The sequence below is a fragment of the Thiomicrolovo sp. ZZH C-3 genome (assembly GCF_054862725.1).
Genome location: NZ_JBTKXX010000001.1, coordinates 403,007 through 425,121, shown reverse-complemented (window position 1 = coordinate 425,121; position 22,115 = coordinate 403,007). Strand labels below are relative to the sequence as shown.

General features: G+C 57.2%; 23 protein-coding genes and 6 tRNA genes. 5 read left to right on the top strand and 24 right to left on the bottom strand.

What is annotated here, in order from left to right:
• Positions 1–114: 114 nt before the first annotated feature.
• The 13 genes from rplL to ACXWTF_RS02180 all read right to left on the bottom strand — a co-directional run bounded on the left by rplL (position 115) and on the right by ACXWTF_RS02180 (position 5,293).
• Entirely contained in the window at positions 115–489 is a 375-nt protein-coding gene (rplL, locus tag ACXWTF_RS02240) for a 50S ribosomal protein L7/L12 (protein ID WP_345970574.1), read from the bottom strand.
• A gap of 32 nt (positions 490–521) precedes the next feature.
• Positions 522–1,004 (bottom strand): 50S ribosomal protein L10, encoded by a 483-nt coding sequence (gene rplJ, locus ACXWTF_RS02235; RefSeq protein WP_231020117.1) that lies wholly within the window; start codon positions 1,002–1,004, stop codon positions 522–524.
• Between the two features lie 175 nt (positions 1,005–1,179).
• Positions 1,180–1,875: a 50S ribosomal protein L1 gene (gene rplA / locus ACXWTF_RS02230; RefSeq protein WP_461713399.1), complete on the bottom strand. Its 696-nt coding sequence runs from the start codon at positions 1,873–1,875 to the stop codon at positions 1,180–1,182.
• Between the two features lie 70 nt (positions 1,876–1,945).
• Positions 1,946–2,371, bottom strand: coding sequence for a 50S ribosomal protein L11 (gene rplK / locus ACXWTF_RS02225; protein WP_345970568.1), 426 nt, complete (start codon positions 2,369–2,371; stop codon positions 1,946–1,948).
• Positions 2,372–2,395: 24 nt separating this feature from the next.
• Positions 2,396–2,926: a transcription termination/antitermination protein NusG gene (nusG, locus tag ACXWTF_RS02220; RefSeq protein ID WP_461713398.1), complete on the bottom strand. Its 531-nt coding sequence runs from the start codon at positions 2,924–2,926 to the stop codon at positions 2,396–2,398.
• Positions 2,927–2,936: 10 nt separating this feature from the next.
• Positions 2,937–3,122, bottom strand: a complete 186-nt coding sequence (gene secE / locus ACXWTF_RS02215) for a preprotein translocase subunit SecE (RefSeq protein WP_345970565.1) — start codon at positions 3,120–3,122, stop codon at positions 2,937–2,939.
• Between the two features lie 105 nt (positions 3,123–3,227).
• A tRNA-Trp gene (locus ACXWTF_RS02210) sits at positions 3,228–3,303 on the bottom strand.
• Between the two features lie 26 nt (positions 3,304–3,329).
• Positions 3,330–3,482 (bottom strand): 50S ribosomal protein L33, encoded by a 153-nt coding sequence (gene rpmG / locus ACXWTF_RS02205; protein WP_231020107.1) that lies wholly within the window; start codon positions 3,480–3,482, stop codon positions 3,330–3,332.
• Between the two features lie 34 nt (positions 3,483–3,516).
• Positions 3,517–4,716, bottom strand: coding sequence for an elongation factor Tu (gene tuf / locus ACXWTF_RS02200; RefSeq protein WP_416768726.1), 1,200 nt, complete (start codon positions 4,714–4,716; stop codon positions 3,517–3,519).
• Between the two features lie 120 nt (positions 4,717–4,836).
• Positions 4,837–4,911, bottom strand: a tRNA-Thr gene (locus ACXWTF_RS02195).
• Between the two features lie 86 nt (positions 4,912–4,997).
• Positions 4,998–5,074 (bottom strand) — tRNA-Gly (locus ACXWTF_RS02190).
• Positions 5,075–5,076: 2 nt separating this feature from the next.
• Positions 5,077–5,162, bottom strand: a tRNA-Tyr gene (locus ACXWTF_RS02185).
• Positions 5,163–5,217: 55 nt separating this feature from the next.
• Positions 5,218–5,293: transfer RNA gene (locus tag ACXWTF_RS02180), tRNA-Thr, on the bottom strand.
• Between the two features lie 97 nt (positions 5,294–5,390).
• On the opposite strand from ACXWTF_RS02180, the gene ACXWTF_RS02175 reads away from it, so the two are divergent.
• Together ACXWTF_RS02175 and ACXWTF_RS02170 are read left to right on the top strand one after the other, a co-directional pair.
• Entirely contained in the window at positions 5,391–6,128 is a 738-nt protein-coding gene (locus tag ACXWTF_RS02175) for a YaaA family protein (protein WP_461713397.1), read from the top strand.
• A gap of 20 nt (positions 6,129–6,148) precedes the next feature.
• Positions 6,149–6,469 carry a thioredoxin family protein gene (locus tag ACXWTF_RS02170; protein ID WP_461713396.1) on the top strand — a complete coding sequence of 107 codons (321 nt, stop codon included), beginning with the start codon at positions 6,149–6,151 and terminating at the stop codon, positions 6,467–6,469.
• A 5-nt stretch (positions 6,470–6,474) separates the two neighbouring features.
• On the opposite strand, the gene ACXWTF_RS02165 is transcribed toward ACXWTF_RS02170, so the two are convergent.
• Positions 6,475–7,626 (bottom strand): phospholipase A, encoded by a 1,152-nt coding sequence (locus tag ACXWTF_RS02165; protein ID WP_461713395.1) that lies wholly within the window; start codon positions 7,624–7,626, stop codon positions 6,475–6,477.
• A gap of 1 nt (position 7,627) precedes the next feature.
• On the bottom strand, positions 7,628–8,401 hold the full coding sequence (locus ACXWTF_RS02160; RefSeq protein ID WP_461713394.1) for a TrmH family RNA methyltransferase: 774 nt from the start codon (positions 8,399–8,401) through the stop codon (positions 7,628–7,630).
• A gap of 89 nt (positions 8,402–8,490) precedes the next feature.
• On the opposite strand from ACXWTF_RS02160, the gene ACXWTF_RS02155 reads away from it, so the two are divergent.
• Positions 8,491–11,187: a hypothetical protein gene (locus tag ACXWTF_RS02155; RefSeq protein WP_461713393.1), complete on the top strand. Its 2,697-nt coding sequence runs from the start codon at positions 8,491–8,493 to the stop codon at positions 11,185–11,187.
• 1 nt (position 11,188) lies between these two features.
• Here the strand turns inward: ACXWTF_RS02155 and ACXWTF_RS02150 are convergent, their stop codons facing one another.
• The gene (locus tag ACXWTF_RS02150; protein ID WP_461713392.1) at positions 11,189–12,121 is read right to left on the bottom strand and encodes a hypothetical protein; all 933 of its coding nucleotides are present in this window, start codon (positions 12,119–12,121) and stop codon (positions 11,189–11,191) included.
• 34 nt (positions 12,122–12,155) lie between these two features.
• On the opposite strand from ACXWTF_RS02150, the gene ACXWTF_RS02145 reads away from it, so the two are divergent.
• Positions 12,156–13,427: a TAXI family TRAP transporter solute-binding subunit gene (locus ACXWTF_RS02145; RefSeq protein WP_461713391.1), complete on the top strand. Its 1,272-nt coding sequence runs from the start codon at positions 12,156–12,158 to the stop codon at positions 13,425–13,427.
• 6 nt (positions 13,428–13,433) lie between these two features.
• Here the strand turns inward: ACXWTF_RS02145 and ACXWTF_RS02140 are convergent, their stop codons facing one another.
• The 7 genes from ACXWTF_RS02140 to mnmG form a co-directional block, all read right to left on the bottom strand.
• Positions 13,434–14,192 (bottom strand): 7-carboxy-7-deazaguanine synthase QueE, encoded by a 759-nt coding sequence (locus ACXWTF_RS02140; RefSeq protein ID WP_461713390.1) that lies wholly within the window; start codon positions 14,190–14,192, stop codon positions 13,434–13,436.
• Positions 14,192–15,157: a GTP 3',8-cyclase MoaA gene (moaA, locus tag ACXWTF_RS02135; protein ID WP_461713389.1), complete on the bottom strand. Its 966-nt coding sequence runs from the start codon at positions 15,155–15,157 to the stop codon at positions 14,192–14,194. Before moaA ends, ACXWTF_RS02140 begins: the two co-directional genes overlap by 1 nt.
• 172 nt (positions 15,158–15,329) lie before the next feature.
• Positions 15,330–16,271, bottom strand: a complete 942-nt coding sequence (locus ACXWTF_RS02130) for a c-type cytochrome (protein ID WP_461713388.1) — start codon at positions 16,269–16,271, stop codon at positions 15,330–15,332.
• 10 nt (positions 16,272–16,281) lie between these two features.
• A complete protein-coding gene (locus ACXWTF_RS02125) occupies positions 16,282–17,496 on the bottom strand; it encodes a cytochrome b (RefSeq protein ID WP_461713387.1) in 1,215 nt (404 codons plus the stop codon).
• Positions 17,497–17,509: 13 nt separating this feature from the next.
• Entirely contained in the window at positions 17,510–18,037 is a 528-nt protein-coding gene (gene petA / locus ACXWTF_RS02120; RefSeq protein WP_416768919.1) for a ubiquinol-cytochrome c reductase iron-sulfur subunit, read from the bottom strand.
• A 50-nt stretch (positions 18,038–18,087) separates the two neighbouring features.
• Positions 18,088–18,957, bottom strand: a complete 870-nt coding sequence (locus tag ACXWTF_RS02115; protein ID WP_461713386.1) for a hypothetical protein — start codon at positions 18,955–18,957, stop codon at positions 18,088–18,090.
• Positions 18,954–20,834 (bottom strand): tRNA uridine-5-carboxymethylaminomethyl(34) synthesis enzyme MnmG, encoded by a 1,881-nt coding sequence (gene mnmG, locus ACXWTF_RS02110; RefSeq protein WP_461713385.1) that lies wholly within the window; start codon positions 20,832–20,834, stop codon positions 18,954–18,956. The genes ACXWTF_RS02115 and mnmG overlap by 4 nt, the downstream gene beginning before the upstream one ends.
• A 145-nt stretch (positions 20,835–20,979) precedes the next feature.
• Between mnmG and ACXWTF_RS02105 the strand changes: the two genes are divergently transcribed.
• A tRNA-Ser gene (locus ACXWTF_RS02105) sits at positions 20,980–21,067 on the top strand.
• A gap of 147 nt (positions 21,068–21,214) precedes the next feature.
• On the opposite strand, the gene ACXWTF_RS02100 is transcribed toward ACXWTF_RS02105, so the two are convergent.
• A complete protein-coding gene (locus ACXWTF_RS02100) occupies positions 21,215–22,087 on the bottom strand; it encodes a hypothetical protein (RefSeq protein WP_461713384.1) in 873 nt (290 codons plus the stop codon).
• Positions 22,088–22,115 lie beyond the last annotated feature (28 nt).

The following is a 22,115-nucleotide window of genomic DNA, read 5'->3' as shown; positions in this document are numbered from 1 at the left end:
GGCGTCCCTGCCATAAACGACGTAAGGGCACTTTTGCCAGCCGTGCGAAAACGGATGGCAAAAGCGCCCGAAAAAAAGCTCGGAAGGCAAGGCCTCCCGATATGATAGTGAAACTTACTTGAGTTCGACAGAAGCGCCAGCTTCTTCGAGTTCTTTCTTTGCAGCTTCGGCAGTCTCTTTGTCGACGCCTTCTTTGATGACAGAACCGGCAGTTTCAACCGCTTCTTTCGCTTCTTTGAGGCCGAGACCAGTGAGGCCGCGGACAACTTTAATAACGTTGATCTTCTTCGCACCAGCGTCTTTGAGGATAACGTCGAATTCAGTTTTCTCTTCAGCAGCGGCACCAGCGTCGCCACCGGCAACACCAGCAACAGCGACCGGCTGAGCGGATACACCGAATTTCTCTTCGAACTCTTTAACAAGCTCAGAAAGTTCGAGAACGGAAAGGTTAGAGATGTACTCGAGTACGTCTTCTTTAGTTACAGCCATTTTTATCTCCTAATGGTAGTTAGTAATAGTAATTAAGCCTCTTCTTCGCGCTTCTTTCTAAGCGCATCGAGACCGATCGTAAAGTTGGTGAGCGGTGCCATCCAGGTAGCAGCCAGCATGCCAAGCAGTTCGTTGCGACCCGGGAGTTTTGCGAAGGCTTCGATCTTCGCTTTGTCCGCAGGCTCTTTGTCGAGGTAACCGGCTTTGATGCTCAGTTTCTCGTTCTTCTTGGCGAAATCCGCCGCAACTTTCGCTGCACCGATAACGTCGTCGGACCAGATGAAGATGTTCATATCTTTCAGCTCGACGCCTGTCATCTCTGCGTTTGCCAGAGCGATGTTCGCCAGGGTGTTCTTCACAACCTGAACTTTCGCATCGCTTTGACGTGCCATACCGCGCAGTTCTTCGAGGTCAGCAACACCAAGACCGTTATAGTCACAGATAACGACGGCCGCAACACTTCCGAATTCTCCGGTAAGGTAGTTGACGACTTCCGTTTTTTCAGCTCTTGTCATTCGTTCTCCTTTCCAGACTTTAACTTCAAGCGGGGCGGGGAAAGGCCGATTAAGCAGCACAGGCTGCCCCCAACTCTCTTCAGTCCAAAGATTTCAGATCTTCGTGTAGTGAAAATCTTGCGTCTGGCATCCGTAATGTCAAACGCAAGACTTCCGTCCCCCAAAGGGGAAAGAATTACTTGATGTCCGCCAGTTCGGCGAGATCAAATTTGAGCGCCGGGCTCATCGTCAGAGAGAGCGCAGCGTTCTTGATGTAACGGCCTTTGGCAGATGCCGGCTTCTGCTTGTTGATCGCAGCAACGAACGCCTTGACGTTCTCGGCGATCTTGTCAGCGTCGAAGCTTGCTTTGCCGATACCGGCGTGGATGTTACCTTTTTTGTCAACACGGAAAGCGACCTGGCCGCCTTTAACGTTTTTGACCGCCGTCGCAACGTCCGGTGTAACCGTTCCGGTTTTCGGGTTCGGCATGAGACCTTTTGGCCCGAGGATACGGCCGATCTTACCGACGACGCCCATACAGTCCGGTGCAGCGACAACGACGTCGAAGTCGATGTTGCCCGCCTGGATCATTTCGACAAGCTCATCCGTACCGACGATATCGGCACCGGCTTCTTTTGCCTCGTCGATTTTCGCACCTTTGGCGAAAACGGCAACGCGAACTTTTTTACCTGTACCGTGAGGAAGCACAACGGCACCGCGGACCATCTGGTCAGCGTGGCGCGGGTCAACACCCAGGTTCATCGCGATTTCGACCGTTTCGTCAAACTTGGCAGACTGCAGATCTTTGACGACTGCTGCCGCTTCAACGACGCTGTACTGTTTTGTCGCGTCGATTTTTTCATTCAGCTGCTTATAACGCTTGCTAGCCATATTATTCTCCTGAATTTATTCTGCCGCAGTTTTTTTCTATCTTTGCGGTCGAAGATATTTCGGTTTACAGTTACTCTGTAATTTCGAGGCCCATAGAACGGGCAGAACCGGCGAGGATGTTCGCGGCCATCTCTTCGTCGTCCGTGTTCAGGTCAGCGATTTTCATCTTGACGACTTCCATCAGCTGCGCCTTTGTGATCTTGGCGACTTTGTTTTTCAGCGGGTTGTCAGAACCCTTCTTGATACCGGCTGCTTTCATCAGCAGGGCGGATGCCGGCGGCTGCTTAGTGACGAAAGAGAAGCTTCTGTCGTTGTAGACCGTAATAATGGTCGGAACTTTGAAGCCCGCTTTGTCTTTTGTCTTCTCATTGAATGCTTTACAGAATTCCATGATGTTGACGCCGCGCTGACCCAGCGCAGGACCGACCGGAGGTGCCGGGTTGGCAGCGCCGGCTTGAATTTGCAACTTGATATAACCCATGACTTTCTTTGCCATTGTGCTTCCTTTTCCTTTGTAAGATTAAATAATTTTTTCGACCTGGGTGTACGAAATGTCCACCGGGGTGCTGCGCCCAAAGATCGAAACGTTGAGTTTGAGCGTACCGTGTTCGAGGTCGTATTCGTCGACCGTACCCGTAAAGTTCGCGAACGGGCCGTCGATGATGCGGACCATCTCGCCGTTCTCGAAGTAGACCTTCGGTTTCGGCGCCGCGCGGTTCTCGACGCGGTCGAGGATCGTGTTGATGTCGTTGTCGCTCAGCGGCGTCGGGTGGTTGGCCTCACCGATGAAACCGGAGACGCGCGGCAGCGACTGGATCAGGTGCTGCGTCGGCGTGTCAAGATCGACATTGATAAAAACGTAACCGGAATAGAGGGAACGTTCACTGATCTTTTTCTTTCCGTCTTTGACCTCGATGACGTCTTCCGTCGGGACGACGACCTCATTGATCTTATCGCCGAGGTTGTGCTCGTCGATCAGGTTGAGGATCGCGTTTTTGACGCTGCGTTCGCTGCCTGCGTAGGTCTGGATAGAATACCATTGATGTGCCATATGTTCTCCCTTAGCCCAAAATCGCTGACAGTGATGAAGACATGATCAGGTCTACAAGTGCCAAAAAGATCGAAACGAAAGCAACAACCACCACCACGGCGATGAACGCCTGTTTCACCTGCGCCTTAGTCGGGAAAATGACTTTGGAGAGCTCGATGCGGGCGTTTCTGACATAACTGCTAAGTGTTGATTTCATTTCTATTCCTCTTGCGCACCTCGAAGAACCCGACGCGGAGATTTTTCGAGGTGCGCATTGACATTCGCGATAACTGAAGCCCCAGGGCTGCATTGATCAGGAATGTGGCAGGCGAAGAGGGACTCGAACCCCCAACCATCGGATTTGGAATCCGGCGCTCTACCATTGGAGCTATTCGCCTATGATTCTCCCGAGCGGGAGAACAACTTACAGTTTTGCTTCTTTGTGAACCGTATGTTCGCGGCAGAACTTGCAGTATTTGCGCACAGAGAATTTCTCAGTGTGCGTCTTTTTGTTTTTGCTTGTGTGGTAGTTGCGACGTGTGCACTTCTCACAAGCGAGGTGGATATTTTCACGCATTGTTATTTCCTAGTGTTGCGAATCGGAAACCCGATTACGCAAGGATTTTGGAAACGACGCCGGCGCCGACAGTACGGCCACCTTCGCGAATCGCGAAGCGTGTACCTTCTTCCATCGCGATCGGAGCGATGAGTTCTGCGACGATCGCAACGTTGTCACCCGGCATAACCATCTCTGTACCTTCCGGCAGAGTGATCGCACCTGTTACGTCAGTTGTACGGACGTAGAACTGCGGGCGGTAACCGTTGAAGAACGGAGTATGGCGTCCACCTTCCTCTTTGGAGAGGATATAGACTTCTGCTTCGAACTTCGTGTGCGGAGTGATTGAACCCGGCTTACAGAGAACCTGGCCACGCTCAACCGCTTCTTTAGCGATACCGCGGAGGAGGACACCACAGTTGTCACCCGCAACACCACAATCCATCTCTTTACGGAACATTTCAACACCAGTAACCGTAGTTTTCTGAGTGTCTTTGATACCGACGATCTCGATTTCCTCACCGACACAGACCTGACCGCGTTCAACACGACCAGTAACAACTGTACCACGACCGGAGATAGAGAATACGTCCTCAACCGGCATCAGGAAGTCTTTGTCTGTTTCGCGCTCCGGCTCCGGAATGTACGCGTCAACTTCGTCCATCAGCTTGAGGATCTTTTCGCCCCACTCGCCAACTTCACCAGCTTTTGCTTCTTCCAGTGCTTTGAGTGCAGAACCTGCAACGATCGGAGTGTCATCACCCGGGAACTCGTACTGGTCGAGCAGTTCGCGGATTTCCATCTCGACGAGCTCGAGGAGTTCTTCATCGTCAACCATATCTTCTTTGTTCATGAAGACAACGATGTAAGGGACACCGACCTGGCGAGAGAGGAGGATGTGCTCACGTGTTTGCGGCATCGGGCCGTCAGCTGCAGAAACAACGAGGATCGCACCGTCCATCTGTGCCGCACCCGTAATCATGTTCTTAACGTAGTCGGCGTGGCCCGGACAGTCAACGTGCGCATAGTGGCGGTTGTCTGTTTCGTATTCAACGTGAGACGTTGCGATCGTAATACCGCGTTCGCGCTCTTCCGGTGCGTTGTCGATCTGATCGTAGTCCATCAGCTCCGCTTCACCTTTAGTAGCGAGTACCGCTGTGATCGCAGCAGTCAGTGTAGTTTTACCGTGGTCAACGTGACCGATGGTACCGATGTTAACGTGCGGTTTCGTACGTTCAAATTTTTCTTTTGCCATTGTGTCCTCCGACTTTAAGAATTAATGGAAACGGAATTATACCAGATAAAGCGTACAAAATAGCTTTTTAGGCTCCAATTATTACTTTGGCATTACAGTGAAACGTACCCAAACGTTCCGTGGAGCCCAGTAGCAGAATTGAACTGCCGACCTCTTCCTTACCAAGGAAGTGCTCTACCTCTGAGCTAACTGGGCATGTAACAGCAATAAAGTAATAATGGGAAACTAAAAACTATTTATGTAGTTGTGAAGTAGTAAACAACTTATACTACAGCTCCCAGTGGAGCGGGAAACGAGACTCGAACTCGCGACCCTCAGCTTGGAAGGCTGACGCTCTAGCCAACTGAGCTATTCCCGCAATGGTGGTGAGAGGAGGATTCGAACCTCCGAAGGTAAAAACCAGCAGATTTACAGTCTGCCCTCGTTGGCCACTTGAGTATCTCACCACGGCCTGTTAAATCTGGTCTAACACTGTTTCTAAATGAAAATTCAATTTCGAAATGGTGCCGGCACGAGAAGTCGAATCCCGGGCCTACTGATTACAAATCAGTTGCTCTACCAGCTGAGCTATGCCGGCGTATTTGAAATTGAGCCAGAATTATAGTCGATTCCACACGCAATGTCAAGACTAAAATGAAAAAATTTTGTACAATATGCAAAAAAGAGATTTCAGCATGATTTACACCCTCTTCTCCCCCTCCGAAGGAAAACGCGCCGGCGGCAGTTCCGCCAACCTCAGCGAGGAACATCTCCTCTTCGGTCTGGCGGACCGCGGCCCCATCCTCGATGCCTACAACCGCCTGGTTAACGGCCAGGACCAGGATGCTGTGCTCGCCCTTTTCGGTCTGAAAAAAGCCGAGGACGCCCGGGCCTATATCGCCGACCTCTACAGCGCCCCGACACTGCCAGCCGTCGAACGCTACGACGGGGTCGCCTACGACTACCTCGACTACCCCTCCCTCGATGCGGAGGCCAAGGCTTACCTGCAGGAGCGCCTCATCATCTTCTCCAACCTCTTCGGCCCGCTGCGCGGCGGCGACCGTATTCCCACCTATAAAGTGAAACAGGGCAACAGCGTCGACGGCATTGCGCCCGAACGCTATTATAAGGATGCGTACAACGCTGCGCTGGACGATCTGATCGGCGACGACGAGATCCTGGACCTGCGCGCCGGCTACTATGACAAGTTCTTCAAACCGGCAAAACCCGTCACGACGATGAAGTTCATGAAAGAGGGGAAGGTGGTGAGCCACTGGGCGAAAGCCTACCGCGGCACCGTGCTGCGCCACCTCGCGCAGCACCGCTATGAAACAATCGACGCCCTGCTCGCGTCGCATATCCCCGGCCTCGCCTGCCGGGAGATCCTCGAGAAAAGAGGCAAGCGCGAAGCGGTCTTCGACATTATTGCGTGATTGTGGGGTAGAATTCCGTTATGCAAACACTCACAGAGATCGAAAACACCCTGCGCGAGAAGCCGGCGGTCATGCTCTACTTCAGCGCGCCGACCTGCAACGTCTGCCACGCCCTCAAGCCCAAGCTCGTCGAGGCCGTCACCACCAACTTCGACGCTATCGAGATCGTCACTGTCGACATCTCCGAATCCCCGGAGATCGCCTCGCACTTCAGCGTCTTCGCCATCCCGACCCTGCTTGTCTTCCTCGACGGCCGGGAGTTCCTGCGCAAAAGCCGCCATATGAGCGTCGGGGAGGTCGTCGAAGCGATCCGCCGCCCCTACGAGATCATGTTCTCCTGAGTGCGCTAGCGCGAAAAGCTGAACCCGATCGAGAACTTCGTCACGTAGTTGTTGTAGTCGATCAGGCTCTCGCCGTAGCCGGTGAAGGCCTTCAGACACCAGAAGACGTTCTCGCGGTGCGAGAGCGGGTAGGTCCAGATCAGCTGCTGCGCCCCCTTTCCCGTCGCAAAGTTCTGCCGCAGCAGCAGGCTCGTCATGCTTTTGCCGTAGGGCAGAATAAACCGCAGCGACCCGTACCCGAGATAGTCGGTCAGGTCCGGGTTGTCATCCTCGTCCTTCTCCTTGAACCGGTACCAGAGCTTCAGCTCCGTAAAGAGGCTTCCCGTCTGGAAAACCGCCTCCGTCCAGGCGTAGTTCCATGAACGCGAACGGTTGCGCAGGTAAGGGGCGATGGCCGCCGGGTCGCTGACGTTGATATCGCCGAAATCCTGCTCGGTGATGTTGCCCTGCCCGTTGGACTGATGGGCAAAACCGAGGGCAACCGACTTGATCGGTACCTTGTGCGACGCCGTCGGGAAGGTGACGAAGACTTCGGGCTGGTAGTTCGTCTCCCGGAAGGGCGAGGAGCCTGCATAGACCTGCCAGAAAGAGCGCTGGGTGTAGGCCGCCGAATAGGTCTCGTTCAGGCCGAAGAGATCTGGAAGGAAATCGAGGCGGAAACTCAGCTGCAGCTCCGATTCGATGTTCTTGTAATGATCCGAGGGCACATAGCTGTCATACACGCCTTCACGGTACCCGAAGGGGAGCAGGTAGTTTTCATGATAGGTTTTGAGGCCGAAATCGGAAACGATTTTTTTGCGGATCGTCTCCGCGGTCTCGTTGTCCTCGACGGGGTCGAGTTCGCGGTAGGTTGTGAGCAGCCGCTTGTTCTCCCGGTGCAGCGAGGAGTCCGCCGCCGCCTCGAAGTAGCGCCGCGCCGAACGGCGGTACCACTTGTCCGCCCTGGCCTGGTCGGCGTCGACCCCCTCCCCCTTCTCGTACATTCTGGCGAGCATATAGGCCGCGTCCTCATCCTCCGTCGCCTCGTAAGCGGCCCTGAAGAGCTCGAACGCTGCGGGGTAATCCCCCTGACGGTAATGCGCCATCCCCGTCTCGAACCGGCTCTCCGCCATCGCCCCAAGACAGAGCAGGAGCAGGAGCAGCCCTACCCGCTTCATCCTAGCGCTCCCCGGCCGGCAGAAAGGCCAGCAGTGCCGCCGTCACGGCGACGTTGAGCGACTCGACCCCCCGCTGCATCGGGATGGCGACCTGTGCATTGCAGCGCGCCGCCACGGCGTCGCTCATCCCCTCGCTCTCATTGCCCAGTACGAAGACCGCCCGTGCCGGAACGGCCAGGGTGTGCAGCGTGGTATCGGCGTGGGAGGAGAGACCGAAGATATTCCACCCCTGCGCCTGCAGCGCCTCCAGGATCTCGGGGAGCGTATCGCAGTAGTAGATCGGCAGTTTAAAAAGCGTCCCCGCGCTCGCCTTCATCACCAGGGGCGAGAGTTTGGCGCTGCCCTGTTTGGGCAGCAGGATGCCGTCGACGTTCCCCGCCGCCGCCGAGCGGATGATCATCCCGAGGTTCTGCGGGTTGTGGATACCGTCGAGCGCCAGCAGCCGCCCCCCGGCCGCCGGTGTTTCCAGCAGCGTCTCCGCGCTGCGATAGGTCGGTGCGATGATGTCCAGGGCAACCCCCTGGTCCTGTTTCGCATTCCGCGAAATGCGCGACAGCGCCGCTTTGGCGTGGTACTTGACCGGTACACCCCGCGCCTCGGCCTTGGCCATGATCCGGTCGATCACCCCCTCCTTCTTGTTCGACTCGGCCAGGTGGAGCGCATGGATCTCCACCGTATTATCATCCAGGACCTCCTCCACGGCGTTGCGGCCGTAGAGGGTGATCATGCCTTCGAAAAAACGCTTCTTTTTTTGGTAGGTTGCGGAATCATTCATAGCCGCTATTATACCCATCGGGACTGAACCCGGTTGCTTTGTAACCGTACAGGCACTATAATGTGACAACTCCCCCGAGGTATTTCCGTATGGTGCGATTGACATCCCTTCTGTTCCTGAGCACGTTTGGCCTGCAAGCAGCACTGCTGCAAAGCAGTACCGTCCCCTGCGATGTCCCCTATTTCACGGCCGAAGTCGGCGACTGCGAACTGATCTATACGGAAGCCAACCTCCCCATCGCCCGGGAAGCGGCTGCCGTCGAAAGCCTCCTGCTGCCGCAGTACGACAAACTGTACGGCTACACCATGGACGAGACGCTCTACGTCGGCCTGCTCTCCAGCCACAATCAGATCGCCAACGGCTTTTCCACCCCCTACCCCCTCAACCGCCAGATCAACTACGGCGGCGGGGCGCTGATGATCGACTACTTCAGCACGACCTCCTGGCTGAACACTCTTCTGTACCACGAAAGTGCGCACAACTACCAGATGAACGTCAAGGACAACCCCGTCTCCGGTACGCTGCACACCGTTTTCGGCAACGGTTTCGTCCTGCTGCCCTGGTTTACCCTGCCCAACATTACCGAAAGCAGCTTTCTGCTCGAAGGGAACGCCGTCCTGAACGAGTCGTGGCACGGTAACGGGGGGCGCCTCTACAGCGGCCGTTTCAAGGCCGCGACCCTGCAGCAGGCGAAAGCAGGCCTCCTCACCCCCGAGCGGGTCTACAATGCCCATTACGACTTTCTCTACGGTTCGCACTTCTACACCCTCGGCGGCTTTTACCAGTACGACCTGGCCCATACGTACGGTATGAGTGACGTCAACGCCTACTGGCGCCTGCATTCGCACGACTGGTTCTGGCCCTTTTTTACCAATAACACGACGAGGCGCTCCCTGGGTGAGGACTTTGAAACGACCCTGGCCGCCTGGGCGGGACGGATGGAGGCGGAAGCTGCGCAGATGAGGGATGTCAACGGCACCCCCCTCGCCCGCACCCAGTTCTACACCCCCATGAACAGTGATGACACTGCCGTCTACTTTACCGTCAACGCGACCGGGAGGAGCTTCCCCGAACTGGTCGTTTACGACAAGCAAACCGGTACGCTGCACCGGGAAAGCGGCAGCTACCGCGCCGGGAAGGTCGTCAGGACGCCGGGCGGCCGCTACGCGACCCAAAGCAGCGCCTACACCTCCCCGCTGCGTATCGAGGCCGGACTCTATACGGAAGGCGCCCACCTCGTTGACGGCACGGCCGGCCGTGTCATCGAGGGGTACCTGCGCGACGGCACCCCCGTCTACTTCGACGTCCCCGCCTCCTTTGACCAGCCGCAGCTCTATGTCGGCGACAGCTTTTATGCCCGCACCAACTCCTCCGTCTTTATCGACAAAGAGGACAACCTCTACTATTTTGTACAGGGCGATGGCAAGGAGCGGACGCTCTACAGGAACAAAACCCCGCTCTTCACCCTCCGGGGGTACTACGGCAACGTCAGCGGCGTTGACAGCCTTGGCCGCGTCTACTTCATTGCCAATACGCCGCACGGCTCCGGACTGTTCCGCTATGATAGCGGCAAAATCACGCGGGCGCACCCCGCCGACACGATCTTCGAGGCACGCCTGATCGACGACACCCATGCCCTGGCGGCCATCATGAAACACGATGCCTACACCTATCAGAAGATACCCCTCGAGACGATCGACGAGGCGCCCTACGAGGTCGCCCTCTTCTTCGAAAATGCAGGGGAGAGCGCTCCCGAGACGAATTCGACCGCGGGGGCTATCGGCCTGGAGCATCCCTACCATTCACCGCTCGAACTCCACTACAGCGGCACGGACGTCGCTCTGGGCAGCGACAGCGATGCCGGGCTGCTCTATACCCTCTCCCTTAACTTTGCCGACCCGCTGGCCCGCAATGCGCTTTCCGCTTTTGTTACCCGCAACATCGACGAATACACCCTCGGCGGGATGCGATACGCCAACAGCGAGTACCTCCTGCAGTTCGCCGTGACCGCCTACGGGGTCATCGATACCCCCGAGCGCAACGCCACCGAACCTACTCCCCGCTATTTCGGTCTTTCGGCGGAAGCGGAGCTTCCCTTCTGGCGGCGCGGCTACGCGTACGGTGCGCTGCGGGCCGCCTACTACCAGGACTACGAAGCTGATACCCGGACTCCGATCTCCCTTTCCCTTCCCCTGGCACGCAGCGAACAGTACGGCGTCAGTATGTACCGAAACGCCTTGTACGCTTTGACCCCCTATGCCGCCTTCGACCGGGGGGATACTGCCTGGGGCGGGGAGGCGGCCCTGGAACGCGACCTGGGCTGCGGGTTCTATCTTGCCCTGGGCGGGCAGTACTCGCAAAGCGACGCCGACACCGGTTTGGACGCCCGGGGGGTCAAACTCGCAACGGGCATCGCCGACAAGCTCACAGAGAACGACCCCTCGACGGTCCTCATGCCGACCCTGCGCGACACGACCTATGCCAAAAGCGCGCTCAAAGCCGATGCGGAGCTGCGCAAGGTGTTCAACCTCTCCGCCTACTTCTTCACCTTCCCCGTCTCGCTCCGCCGCGAAGCCCTGCGGGCCGGGTACGCCTACTACGACCTCGAATCCTTCAACCCCTCGGCCCCGCATCTCTACACCTCCGAAGCCTCGGCGGGGCTGACGCTCGACACCTTCTGGTTCAACAAGCTCCCGCTGCCCATCACCGTGGACTACTACTACAGCGACTCCCCGCTGGCGTCCGACCGCCACACTGTCCGCTTCGGACTGGGTATCGCCTACTGACCTAGTAATCCAGCGTGAAGCCCAGTCCGATGTTATACCCCCGCAGCCCGTCGGCCTGGATCGTGCTCACTTCGAGAAAGAAGCGCTCGATATAGTTCATCGCCTCCGTGACATACCAGTAGGCGACGCCCCCGAGCGTACCATACCCGTCAAAGTGGGTCACGCTGGTGATGTCACCACCCAGGTAACTGCCGCGCAGATAGCCCTCCAGCGTCAGGTACATCCCGTGATAGTCGGCCAGCGGCGCCGTTTCACCGCCGATGGCAAAGGAGGTGACACTTGTCTGTGTCGTGAACTTGCTCAGCTGTTTGGTACTGATGGCGCTTTTCGTCTCATAAAGGTCATAGGAGAGTGTCGCGTACGGTTTGTAGCGGTGCCAGGTTTGCCGGTACTCCAGCGCGAGAAACACGCGGTAGGAGATATTGGCGTTGTAGCTCTCCTCGAAAAGGTCGCCGACGGTCTCCCCCGCTCCGTTGTTGTCCCGCGCGGCGATGCCGACCCTGGAATAGATCGCTTCGAGCCCGCCGAGCAACTCGAACCCAAGCCCCGGCCGGTAGCGCAGTCCTCCGCCGATCCCGCCGGTATAGGTCCGCAGCATGTTCGTCGCACTCAGCGCGATGTCGCCGGAGAGCGGCGTCGATGTATTGACGTCGTTGGTCAGCCTGGATTCGCTGTAACCCACCCCGCCGATCACAAAGGCGTTCAGATCCGGGGCGAATGGGTCGAACTGGTAGCGCAGCGGCAGGTGGATGATGTACATGCTCGTATTGGCCCGGGTGAATTCATAGGTCCCGGAGTTGAGCCCGTCCTTCGTCGTAAAGACCATCAGCGCATTGATGTTGGCCAGGTACGCCTTTTTGGCCGCCTCTTCGGCCGTATCCACCGCCGACAGGAGAGAACAGATCAAAAGCAGGGCCATTGCAATACGCGTCATCGTTCCGCTTCGCTTTTTTCGTTATTATAGCGTCATGAAGTGTCATGCCTGCAAGATCGTTCTGCTCCTCCTCGCCCTCTTCCTGGGACTGCTCTATATCGGCAGCCGTTTCCTCCCCCCGCTGGCCCCCGACCGCGTCACCATAGCCACCGGTGAGAAAAACGGCATCTACTATCAGAGCGCGCTGCGCTACAAGGCCCTGCTCGCCAAACAGCACGTGACGGTCGAGATCATCCCCACGCATGGTTCGGTGGAGGCACTGGGACTGCTCAAAGCGCGCAAGGCCGATATCGCTTTCGTGCAGAGCGGCAGTACGGATGCGTTCAAAAACGAGCCCTTCACCTCGCTTGCGAGCCTCTACAACGAACCGATCTGGGTCTACTGCTCCGCTGCCGCGGGGGAACTCCATAACCTGAGCGAACTGAAGGGGAAACGTATCGCCGTCGGTGCCGAGGGGAGCGGGACGAAAGCGCTGGCGATCACCCTGCTCGGGGCGAACGGCGTCACCCCAGAGAACAGCACCTTCCTGACCCTCGAAAGCGATGCGGGGGCCCAGGCGCTTTTCGACGGTGACGCCGATGCGCTCATCAGCATCATCGGCGCCTTCGCCCCGCTCACGAAGACGCTGCTGCTTGATCCGCAGATCAAACTGCTCGACTTCACCCGGTCCCACGCCTATACCGTCCGCTACCCCTTTCTCAACACTGTTACGCTTTATGAGGGGGTCATGGACCTCGAACACAACCTCCCCGCCTCGACCAAGCACCTCATTGCCGCAACGGCGACGCTGGTCAGCCGAGAGGATCTCCACCCCGATCTCATCCGGCTGGTGCTGCGTGCCGCCCAAAAGGTGCACGGCGGTGCGGGCGTCTTCCGCAAAGAGGGTGAGTTCCCCGGCACCTCGCGGCTGGAATTCCCCATCAATGCCGATGCAGAGGTCTATCTGCGCGACGGCGAAAGCTGGCTGGAGAGCCTCTTCCCCTTCTGGATCGCCTCGATCATCAAACGCCTGATGCTGCTCTTCATTCCGGTCATCGCCCTGATGATCCCGCTGGTAAAACTCTTCCTGCCCCTCGTGAGCTGGCGCAGCCGCTCCAAGATCTACCGCTGGTACAGAACACTCAATGCCATTGAAGATGAGATGGGGACCTACGACGAAACGCAGCGGCGGGAGGCGGTCAACAAGCTTGAACAGGCATTGCAGAAGATCCAGAAAGTCGACGTCCCGCTCTCCTACCGCCGGGAGTATTACGACCTGATCCAGCACTTCGAGCTGATCCTGGGCAAACTCCGAACGCAGCGCTAGCAGGCGTTATACCCCTTTGTTCGCGTCCCAGATGCGGATGTGAAGGCGGTCGCTGTAGGTGTAGCCGCGGGCCTTGCAGAAATCGATGACGGCCTCGGTGTTGGCTTCGATCTCGGCGCGGCTGCCCCCCATGGGCATGCAGTAGACCTGCAGCTGTGGGGCGTGGGCGACGATTTCGTCGATCTCGTGCTCCATGTTCTCGCCGATGGAGTCCCGGTCGATCGTGAATTTGAAATAGGCCTCTTTCGCCTGCGCCGCGATGGGAACGAAGGCGTTGGGTCGGACCCGCTTTTCCAGGGGTTCGCCGCTGTTGGAGAGCTTGACGGAGAGGGCGAAAACACAGTCGCGGTAGACAGGGAAACGCTCGAAATCGACGGGCATCGCGCCGTTGGTCTCGAAGGTGACGCGGTGGCCGCGGTCGACAAGATAGCGGACAAATGCCGTAAACACCTCGTTCTCCGCGTAGATCAGCGGCTCCCCGCCGGTCATGACGATATCGACATGCGGCGGGAGGGTGTAGCCGTTCATGATCGTGATGAGCTCATCCATATGCTCGATGCAGAGCCACTGCTCACCGAAATGCTGCTTGTTGACGGCGTAGACGGTGTCACAGCCCGTGACGGTCACCCCGTTTGCGGCCGTCTCGCTGCAGGCGAACCCCTCGCAGCGCATATTGCAGCCGCCGAAACGGAAAAAGAGCGACGGCACGCCCGTATAACGCCCCTCGCCCTGGATGGAGTAGAAGTGTTCGACCAGGTAGAGCATCAGCCCCCCGTTTCGTAAAAGGCGCGCTTGGAGTGCTCGCCGTCGGGATCGCTCCAGCGGTTCTTCTCCGGTTTGTTCTTGACAACCTCTTTGAGGATCAGGGCCGCCGTTTTGATATCGCCCCGCTTGACGGCCTCCTTGATGCTCATCGCCTCGTCGAAGTAGAGGCAGGGGATCAGCTGCCCCTCGGCCGTGAGACGGATGCGGTTGCACTTTTTACAGAAATCATCCTTGTGCGGTTCGATGATGCCGAACTCGTAACCATCGCCGAGTTTGTAGTAGTGCGAGGGGGAGTGGCCGTCGAAGCCCTCGTCCTCGTAAGCGTAGCGGCTGCCGATAATGCTGAGCAGCTCCTCGCTGTCGAGCCCCTTGACTTCATCATGGGCATGGACATTTTCCATGTACTCGATAAAGCGCACGACCATCCCGCGATCTTTGCAATAATCGAGGATGTCGAGGATCTCGCCGTCGTTGACCCCCTTCATCGGGACCATGTTCACTTTGACCTTGAGGCCGACTTTCAGCGCCTCGTCGATGCCCGCGAGGACCGGCCCCAGAACATCTTTCTGAGCGATCTTCTCCGCCACCTCCGGTATGAGGGAGTCGACAGAGACGTTCAGGCGGCGCAGCCCGGCATCATAGAGCTTCTGCGCCGCACCTTTGAGCAGGTAGGCGTTGGTCGTCATCGCCAGGTCGACATCGGGTTTGTAGTCGTGGATCATCTTGATGAAGACGTCGAGGTCTTCGCGCAGGAGCGGTTCGCCCCCGGTGATGCGGATCTTCTTCACACCCTCGTCGATAGCGACCTTGATAAAGGCAAAGAGCTCCTCGAAACTGAGCAGTTTCTCTTTGGGGACCCATGAGAAGGGTTTTTCCGGCATACAGTACTGACAGCGGAAATTGCAGCGCTCCGTTACCGAAACGCGGAGATAATCAACGGTCCTGTCAAATTTGTCTACCAGCAATGCCTACTCTTTTTCAAGGGACGTCCGAATCGCTCGGAATGTGCCTCATATTTTGATGTGTGGAAAGGTATCCTATCCATTAGAAAAGTGAAATTATAGCGGGAAGTTGATTGGAAAGGGTTGAGATAGGTTAAGTAAAAGGGTGCGGCAGGGGCGCCGCGCCCAAAAAGGTTTAGTGCAGATCTTTCCAGATCTCTTTTTTCCAGAGATAGGATGCCGCCGCGAAGACGAGCAGGAAGATCATCACCTTGATACCGACGCTGTCGCGCTCGGCATGTTTCGGATCACCCGCTTCAACAAGGTACTCGAGGACTTTCTCGGCCCCGTGATTGCTGACGCCGACCCGCGGCATCGCCGTGCCGTGGAGCAGATTCTGCGGATTCTCGATAAAGGTCGAGAGGTAGTGCTCACCGCGTGAACGGATATACATGGAGAGATCCGGCGGGAGTTTACCCATATAGTTCATCAGGTTCGCATTGTAATCCTCAAGCTGGGTCAGGAAGACCAGCTCGTCACGCTTCTTTTTGAAGGCCGGCTTCTCGCCGATCTGCGTCCAGTTCTCGTACTTGACGGCGTGGCAGCGGCCGCAGGCCGTCTCGAACGCCTGCTTCGGCGTGATCTGGTCCGGCTTCGGCGCAATCGACTGCAGGTAGGCGACCATATCGGCGACCTCCTGGTCGATGTCCCCGCCGGCACCGTAGAAGGCGACCATGGGGTGCATCTTACCGCTTTCAGGCGTGAATTTGTGCTCGACCATCAGCGCCTGCGTCGGGTTCTTGATCAGCGCCGCAAGGAACTTGGCGTCATAAATGCCGCCCGCGTTGCTCAGGTCCGGCGGGTTGACGCCGTAAGCGGCACTGTTGGAGACCGCGTCCATCGCCGCCGGGAAGCCCGCGGATTCGATGCTGTGACAGCCGATACAGCCGCCCGCACCCATGACCAGCTCCTGGCCGCGGGTGGCGTCGCCCGTTTTCTCGAGCGGCGGGAGATCGTCATAGGAGAAGCCTTCGCTTTCAACATGCGCATGCATCTGCGAATGCGCGAAAGGCTCGACCAGCCAATAGGTCACCAGGGTAAAGAAGATGACAACAGCTAAAATTTTAAATTCTTTCATCAACTTCTCCTTATGCCCGTTTTTCGTTTCTTGTGATGAACGGCAGAACCACCCACAGGACGATAAAGACCCATGCGGCAACCAGGCCGATCGTGCTGTAGACGCCCTGCGGCGGCAGCTTGCCCATCGCGGTCAGGACGATCAGGTCAGCGACCATTGCCCAGAACCAGAAGAAGAAGAGCCCGCGGCGGCTGGCCGGCACGGCATTCGGACTGCGGTCAAGCCACGGCAGCAGGAAGAAGATCACCTGTGCAAAGCCGAAGGCGACGAGGCCCGGGTCTTTCGGGAACGGACGCAGGATCTCGTACGACCAGAGGAAGTACCACTCCGGATAGATGTGCGGCGGTGTCTTCAGCCCGTCGGCCGGGTCGAAGTTGATCGGGTCCATCGCGAAACCGAAGTGCCAGAAGACCAGGTAGAAGAAGAAGATCAGGTAGATGCTCACAACGAACATATCCTTGGACAGGAAGTCGTTCGCGAACGCGATGACCTTGGACTCTTTCTTGTTACCGGCTTTGTACTTGGCCGCTTCTTCCTCGAAGTCGAACTCCTCGCCGTCCTGGTTGTTGACGTGCGGGATACGCAGCGCACCGAAGTGCAGGCCGATGACCCCCAGGATCGCCAGCGGGATCAGCAGGACGTGCAGCATAAAGAAGCGGTCCAGGAAAGCCTGACCCGGGACGTAGTCACCGCGGATCCACTCAACGAGTCCGTTGAACTCCAGTGAACCGAGGCTGAAGAGGTTGGTAATAACCATCCCCGCCCAGTAGCTCATCTGGCCCCACGGCAGCATGTAACCGCTGAACGCTTCGGCGGAAAACGCGACGAACAGGAGCATACCGGAGATCCAGATCATCTCGCGGCCCTTCTTGTACGAACCGTAGTAGATCCCCGTCAGCATGTGGATATAGATGATCAAGAAGACGACGGAAGCCGCAACGGCATGGACGTGACGCCAGAGCCAGCCGAACTCCACTTCGCGCATGATCGTGAAGTTGACGCTGTCGAAGGCCGTGTCGACGTGTGGCTGATAGTACATCAGCAGGAAAATCCCTGATACGAGCAGGATGCCGAACGTAAACGCCAGGACCATCCCCATTGCCCAAAGAAAGTTGATATTTTTCGGAATCCAGTACTCTTTTGAGAGTACGCGCTGCAGCGTATCGATCGCCAGGCGCTGGTTCAACCAGTCATGTACGCTGGTTGCTTTAGTAAAGTGTGCCATTTCCCCTCCTCACTTACGCCAGCACGCCGGCATCTTTCATTTGACGATACGTTTCGCCCTCTTCACCCAGTACGACCGTGTTGCCTTTGACATTGAAAGGCGGGATCACCATCGGGCTCGGCGGCGGTGCAAGGGTATCGATGCCGCTTGCATCGAACTCACCCCCGTGACAGGCACATTTGAAGTCCTGCTTCGCTTCGCGGTAAGCCGGGATACACCCCAGGTGCGTACACAGGCCGATACAGATCAGGAAGTTCTCTCCGTTGACGACAATGTCACGCGCCGTCTGCTCGGCACTCTGTTTCGCGACCATCTCCGGTGTTTTCTTCAGAATGAAAATCGGCTTCCCGCGCCACTTTTCGACCATCAGTTTATTCGGTTCGGCAGCACTCAGATCGACTGTCGTAAAACCCGCGGCTTTGACGCTCGGAAGCGGGTCCCACGATTTTTTCATGGCGTAAAGTGCTCCGACGGCGCCGACACCGGCAACCGCTCCGAAGACTTTACCCATAAAACCCCTACGGCTTTGCTCCATAGTTATGTCCTCTCTTATAAAATATTTCGCTCTATCTTATATAAAATAGGATTAAGTCAATATAAATCTAGATTTTGTTTAAGAAAGGTTGCCAATTCTTCGCTATTTTTGGGACAAGCGTGATAGGTATGTGATTGCACTTCGTTTAATGCTGCCGATAATGCAGACTTATTAAAACCGTGAATAACGGGAATGGTGAGAGATTCGAAGAGCGGGATGAAATCGGTCGGGTAGTCGGCACGCAGCAGGTAGATCGGCTTGCCGCCGGCGGCCAGATGTTCCAGTACCGCCTGCGGCGAAGAGGTCACCAGGCATTCGCTGCCGGCGACCACGGCATCGTAGGACTCTTCGTCGTGCCGCGCGCTGAAGTGTTCCCCCAGCTTCCCGCCGTACCCGTAGAACCAGTAGAACCCTTCCAGCAGCTCCAGCTCCAGCCCATCAAAGGCAGAAGCGTTCGCCGCCAGGTCCTCCTCGTAGTCATCATCACCGAAGAAGAAGGCCCGTTTGATCGTTTTGGGCTTGGATTCGAACCAGGTATCGTCCACCGTGACCCCTTTAAAGATCCCCTCCCCTTCGAGGTAGGGGGAGACGAGCAGTTCATCGGGATGTTTCTGGTCGTTCGGATCGTCGCTGATACGGATAAAGGTCGAGAAGTAGCGGGTCATGTCATCGAGCATCACCGGGTTGATCTCGGCGGAGTCGAAGATGATCTTGTCTCCGTTGTTGGCGATCTGGGGGATGTTGCGCACGACGTCAACGCCTACGGCACGCTTGATACCGTGTTCTCTGGCCATTGACGCAATGCGGAAATCGGAGGTCAGCAGGGTGATGTCGACGTCGCCCAGGGCGCGGATGATCGTCGCGGCGCGGCGGAAACGGTCCAGGCCGATACGGTGCCCGGTATGCACATAGTAAAAGAGTCTCATCCTGCCGCCTTTTTCTGTGCCATCTTAATATAGATGTGAAGGATCTCGATCGCCGCCGGCGTCACCCCGCTGATCTGCGAGGCCGCCTGGAGCGTCGGCGGGTTGAAGGTTCTGAGTTTCTCGACGATCTCGTTCGAGAGCCCCTTGACGGAGGCGAAGTCAAACCCTTCGGGGATCTTGATGTTGATGTTCTTCTTCATCTTCTCGATCTCGTCAAGCTGCTTTTCGACATAGCGGGCGTATTTCGCCTCGACCATGATCTGCTCCTGGATATACGGATCGTACTTGGAGAGCTCCGGCAAGAGGGTGAGCATCTTCTCCCGGGTGAAGCTCTTGCGGGCGATCAGCTGCTGCGCAGAGATCTTGTCCGTCACACGCTCTTCGCCGATGCTTTCCAGAAATGCGAGGAACTCCTTGTTCGGCGTGTATTCCGTCGCGTTGATCAGGGCCACCCCCGCTTCGATCTGCTTGCGTTTCGCCTCGAACTTCTCAAAGGTCGCATCGTCGATGAGTCCCGCATCGTGGCCGTATTTGCCCAGGCGGATGTCGGCCGTCTCTTCGCGCAGCAACAGGCGGTATTCGGCGCGGGAGGTAAACATGCGGTAGGGCTCCTTCGTCCCCTTGGTCACAAGGTCGTCGATCAGGACGCCGATGTAGGCTTCGTCGCGGCCCAGTACCAGCGGCTCACGGCCTTCAAGGGAGAGCGCGGCATTGATCCCGGCCATCAGCCCCTGGGCGGCAGCCTCCTCGTACCCCGTCGTGCCGTTGATCTGCCCGGCGAGGAAAAGGTGGCTGACCTTTTTCGTCTCCAGGGAGTGTTTCAGTTCCGTCGGGTCGACGTAGTCGTACTCGATGGCATAGCCGTAGCGGACGATCTTCGCGTTCTCCATGCCGCGCACGGAGTGGACCATCGCCTGCTGCACGTCGGGCGGCAGCGACGTGCTCATGCCGTTGATGTAGCACTCGGTGTTCTCCTCCGTCTGCGGCTCGATGAAAAGGTGGTGACGCTCTTTGTCCCGGAAACGGTTGATCTTGTCCTCGATGCTGGGGCAGTAGCGGGGGCCAATACCCTCGATCTGGCCGGTAAAGAGCGGGGCACGGTGGAAGTTGCCCTCGATGATGCCGTGCGTATCCTCGTTCGTATAGGCGATGTAGCAGGGGAGCTGCTGCTTCTCTTCGGCGAACTTTTCGCGGTCGGTCCGGAAACTGAACGGGCTCGGCAGTGCGTCGCCGGCCTGCTCTTCCATCACGGAGAAGTCGATCGTCTTGGAGTCGACACGGGGGCAGGTCCCCGTTTTGAGGCGGCCGACCTTGAGGCCGAGAAGACGCAGCGAATCGGAGAGGTTCTCCGCCGAGAACTCCCCGAAACGGCCAGCGGTCTGTTTTACCTCGCCGATATGCACGACCCCCTTGAGGAAGGTCCCCGTCGTGAGAATGACCCGTTTGGCGCGGTACTCGTTGAGCAGGTTCGTCCGCACCCCCGTCACCGTCTGCTCTTCATAAAGCAGCCCTTCGACGGTCTCTTGCAGCAGGTCGAGGTTCGGGGTGTTCAAAATGACGTTGCGCGCGGCGATACGGTATTTATCCATATCGATCTGCGCCCGGCTGCCGCGCACGGCGGGGCCTTTGGCGGCGTTAAGGATGCGGTACTGGATCCCCGCCTCGTCGGTAAGCAGCCCCATTTCGCCGCCGAGGGCGTCGAGTTCTCGCACCAGGTGCCCCTTCGCCAATCCGCCGACGGCCGGGTTACATGACGTCGCCCCCACCTGTTCGGCCAGCATGGAGACCAGCAGTGTCTTCTTGCCCATGCGCGCCGCCGCCAGGGAAGCCTCAATGCCTGCATGCCCGCCGCCGACGACGATAATATCGTATTCCAACACGTCTCTTCTCTCCGAAACCAGCTCTTTTTCAAACCGTTAATAAAACGAATTATAGCGACTTCGGAAGCGATACCTCATCTTAGCCATTACGTTTAAAACTAAATTGAGGATTGATCGGGTATAATGCGGGTCTTCAAAATGTAGACAGGTGGCCGAGCGGTTGAAGGCGCACGCCTGGAACGCGTGTAAGTGTAACAGCTTCGAGGGTTCGAATCCCTTCCTGTCTGCCATCCATTCCTTTTTATCAACAACACTCAATCAAAGTCATCACCTTCATCTGATACCATTTGTATATCCATCTTTTATGACGATGTTCTGCCGGTGCGGAAAGCATAGATATAGAGAGAACCGGCCGGAAGCCGGTGAGGGAAAGTCTGCTACTGTTTACACATCTTCCACAGTGTGGAGGTTGCGCTACCGTTGGAGAGCTCGAGGGTCGCGATACAGTTCACGTCGGCATCGTCGAGGTACTGGAAAACGAGGTAGCGTGTCCCGGCGATCTCGATCACTTTGCCGTCCGCGCTGACACCCCACTCGCCGCCGCTTCCTGTCGCGATCGTCCCGTTGGGGCTGAAATAGATATCCTCAGGCGCTGCCGGGTTTGCGTCATACCCCGACATCGTCCACATCCCCTCGACAATAAAGTTGTAATTCAGCAGGTTCCCGAATTTGATGTCGGGCCCGTAATAGAAGCCCGTACTCCCCATCGTAGCACCCGCGTTCTGCAGCGTTTCATGGCAAAGTTTGAGGGTCTGCCCGTCATCGGTCACCTCGTAACAGTTCGGCTGCCCCTGGAACCCCTGCCCCGTCGCAGTGTACTGGTGGAGAATACCGTTATAGTTGCCGATGTTCAACGGGCTGCCGGTCGCCGCCACGCCCCATTCTCCGTAGTAGGTATAATCATCCGCTGCGTTTTGCTGAAAAGCATACCCCAGTGCGGAAAACTGGTATCCGAACTGGTAGCGGTCATAGAAGACAATGCCGTCCGTCCGATTCGTATTGCTTTGGGAATAGACACTCCAGACATCCTCGACCACCGTCTCCCCCGTCGCGCTCGGGAAAAGGGCGCTGCTGTCGTAGCATCCGAAATCATTTTCGGAGTAGGTACCAGCCGGGCAGTTGTTGGCCGGCGTCGTCGGCAGATCGATCGTATTGTTGTCCTGGGTCTGCGAATCATCCACCTGCCCGCATCCGCTCAGCAGAGCGAACAGCAGCGTCGATGCAACCGTCAAGGCGTGTTGTTTCTTCATGCCTCCATTATACTCTTTGAAATTAAAC

Excerpts from the sequence above, each read along its gene's own strand:
- rplL (WP_345970574.1), bottom strand. The coding sequence starts at position 489 with ATGGCTGTAACTAAAGAAGACGTACTCGAGTACATCTCTAACCTTTCC.
- rplJ (WP_231020117.1), bottom strand. The coding sequence starts at position 1,004 with ATGACAAGAGCTGAAAAAACGGAAGTCGTCAACTACCTTACCGGAGAA.
- rplA (WP_461713399.1), bottom strand. The coding sequence starts at position 1,875 with ATGGCTAGCAAGCGTTATAAGCAGCTGAATGAAAAAATCGACGCGACA.
- rplK (WP_345970568.1), bottom strand. The coding sequence starts at position 2,371 with ATGGCAAAGAAAGTCATGGGTTATATCAAGTTGCAAATTCAAGCCGGC.
- nusG (WP_461713398.1), bottom strand. The coding sequence starts at position 2,926 with ATGGCACATCAATGGTATTCTATCCAGACCTACGCAGGCAGCGAACGC.
- secE (WP_345970565.1), bottom strand. The coding sequence starts at position 3,122 with ATGAAATCAACACTTAGCAGTTATGTCAGAAACGCCCGCATCGAGCTC.
- rpmG (WP_231020107.1), bottom strand. The coding sequence starts at position 3,482 with ATGCGTGAAAATATCCACCTCGCTTGTGAGAAGTGCACACGTCGCAAC.
- tuf (WP_416768726.1), bottom strand. The coding sequence starts at position 4,716 with ATGGCAAAAGAAAAATTTGAACGTACGAAACCGCACGTTAACATCGGT.
- ACXWTF_RS02175 (WP_461713397.1), top strand. The coding sequence starts at position 5,391 with ATGATTTACACCCTCTTCTCCCCCTCCGAAGGAAAACGCGCCGGCGGC.
- ACXWTF_RS02170 (WP_461713396.1), top strand. The coding sequence starts at position 6,149 with ATGCAAACACTCACAGAGATCGAAAACACCCTGCGCGAGAAGCCGGCG.
- ACXWTF_RS02165 (WP_461713395.1), bottom strand. The coding sequence starts at position 7,626 with ATGAAGCGGGTAGGGCTGCTCCTGCTCCTGCTCTGTCTTGGGGCGATG.
- ACXWTF_RS02160 (WP_461713394.1), bottom strand. The coding sequence starts at position 8,401 with ATGAATGATTCCGCAACCTACCAAAAAAAGAAGCGTTTTTTCGAAGGC.
- ACXWTF_RS02155 (WP_461713393.1), top strand. The coding sequence starts at position 8,491 with ATGGTGCGATTGACATCCCTTCTGTTCCTGAGCACGTTTGGCCTGCAA.
- ACXWTF_RS02150 (WP_461713392.1), bottom strand. The coding sequence starts at position 12,121 with ATGACGCGTATTGCAATGGCCCTGCTTTTGATCTGTTCTCTCCTGTCG.
- ACXWTF_RS02145 (WP_461713391.1), top strand. The coding sequence starts at position 12,156 with ATGAAGTGTCATGCCTGCAAGATCGTTCTGCTCCTCCTCGCCCTCTTC.
- ACXWTF_RS02140 (WP_461713390.1), bottom strand. The coding sequence starts at position 14,192 with ATGCTCTACCTGGTCGAACACTTCTACTCCATCCAGGGCGAGGGGCGT.
- ACXWTF_RS02130 (WP_461713388.1), bottom strand. The coding sequence starts at position 16,271 with ATGAAAGAATTTAAAATTTTAGCTGTTGTCATCTTCTTTACCCTGGTG.
- ACXWTF_RS02125 (WP_461713387.1), bottom strand. The coding sequence starts at position 17,496 with ATGGCACACTTTACTAAAGCAACCAGCGTACATGACTGGTTGAACCAG.
- ACXWTF_RS02115 (WP_461713386.1), bottom strand. The coding sequence starts at position 18,957 with ATGAGACTCTTTTACTATGTGCATACCGGGCACCGTATCGGCCTGGAC.
- ACXWTF_RS02100 (WP_461713384.1), bottom strand. The coding sequence starts at position 22,087 with ATGAAGAAACAACACGCCTTGACGGTTGCATCGACGCTGCTGTTCGCT.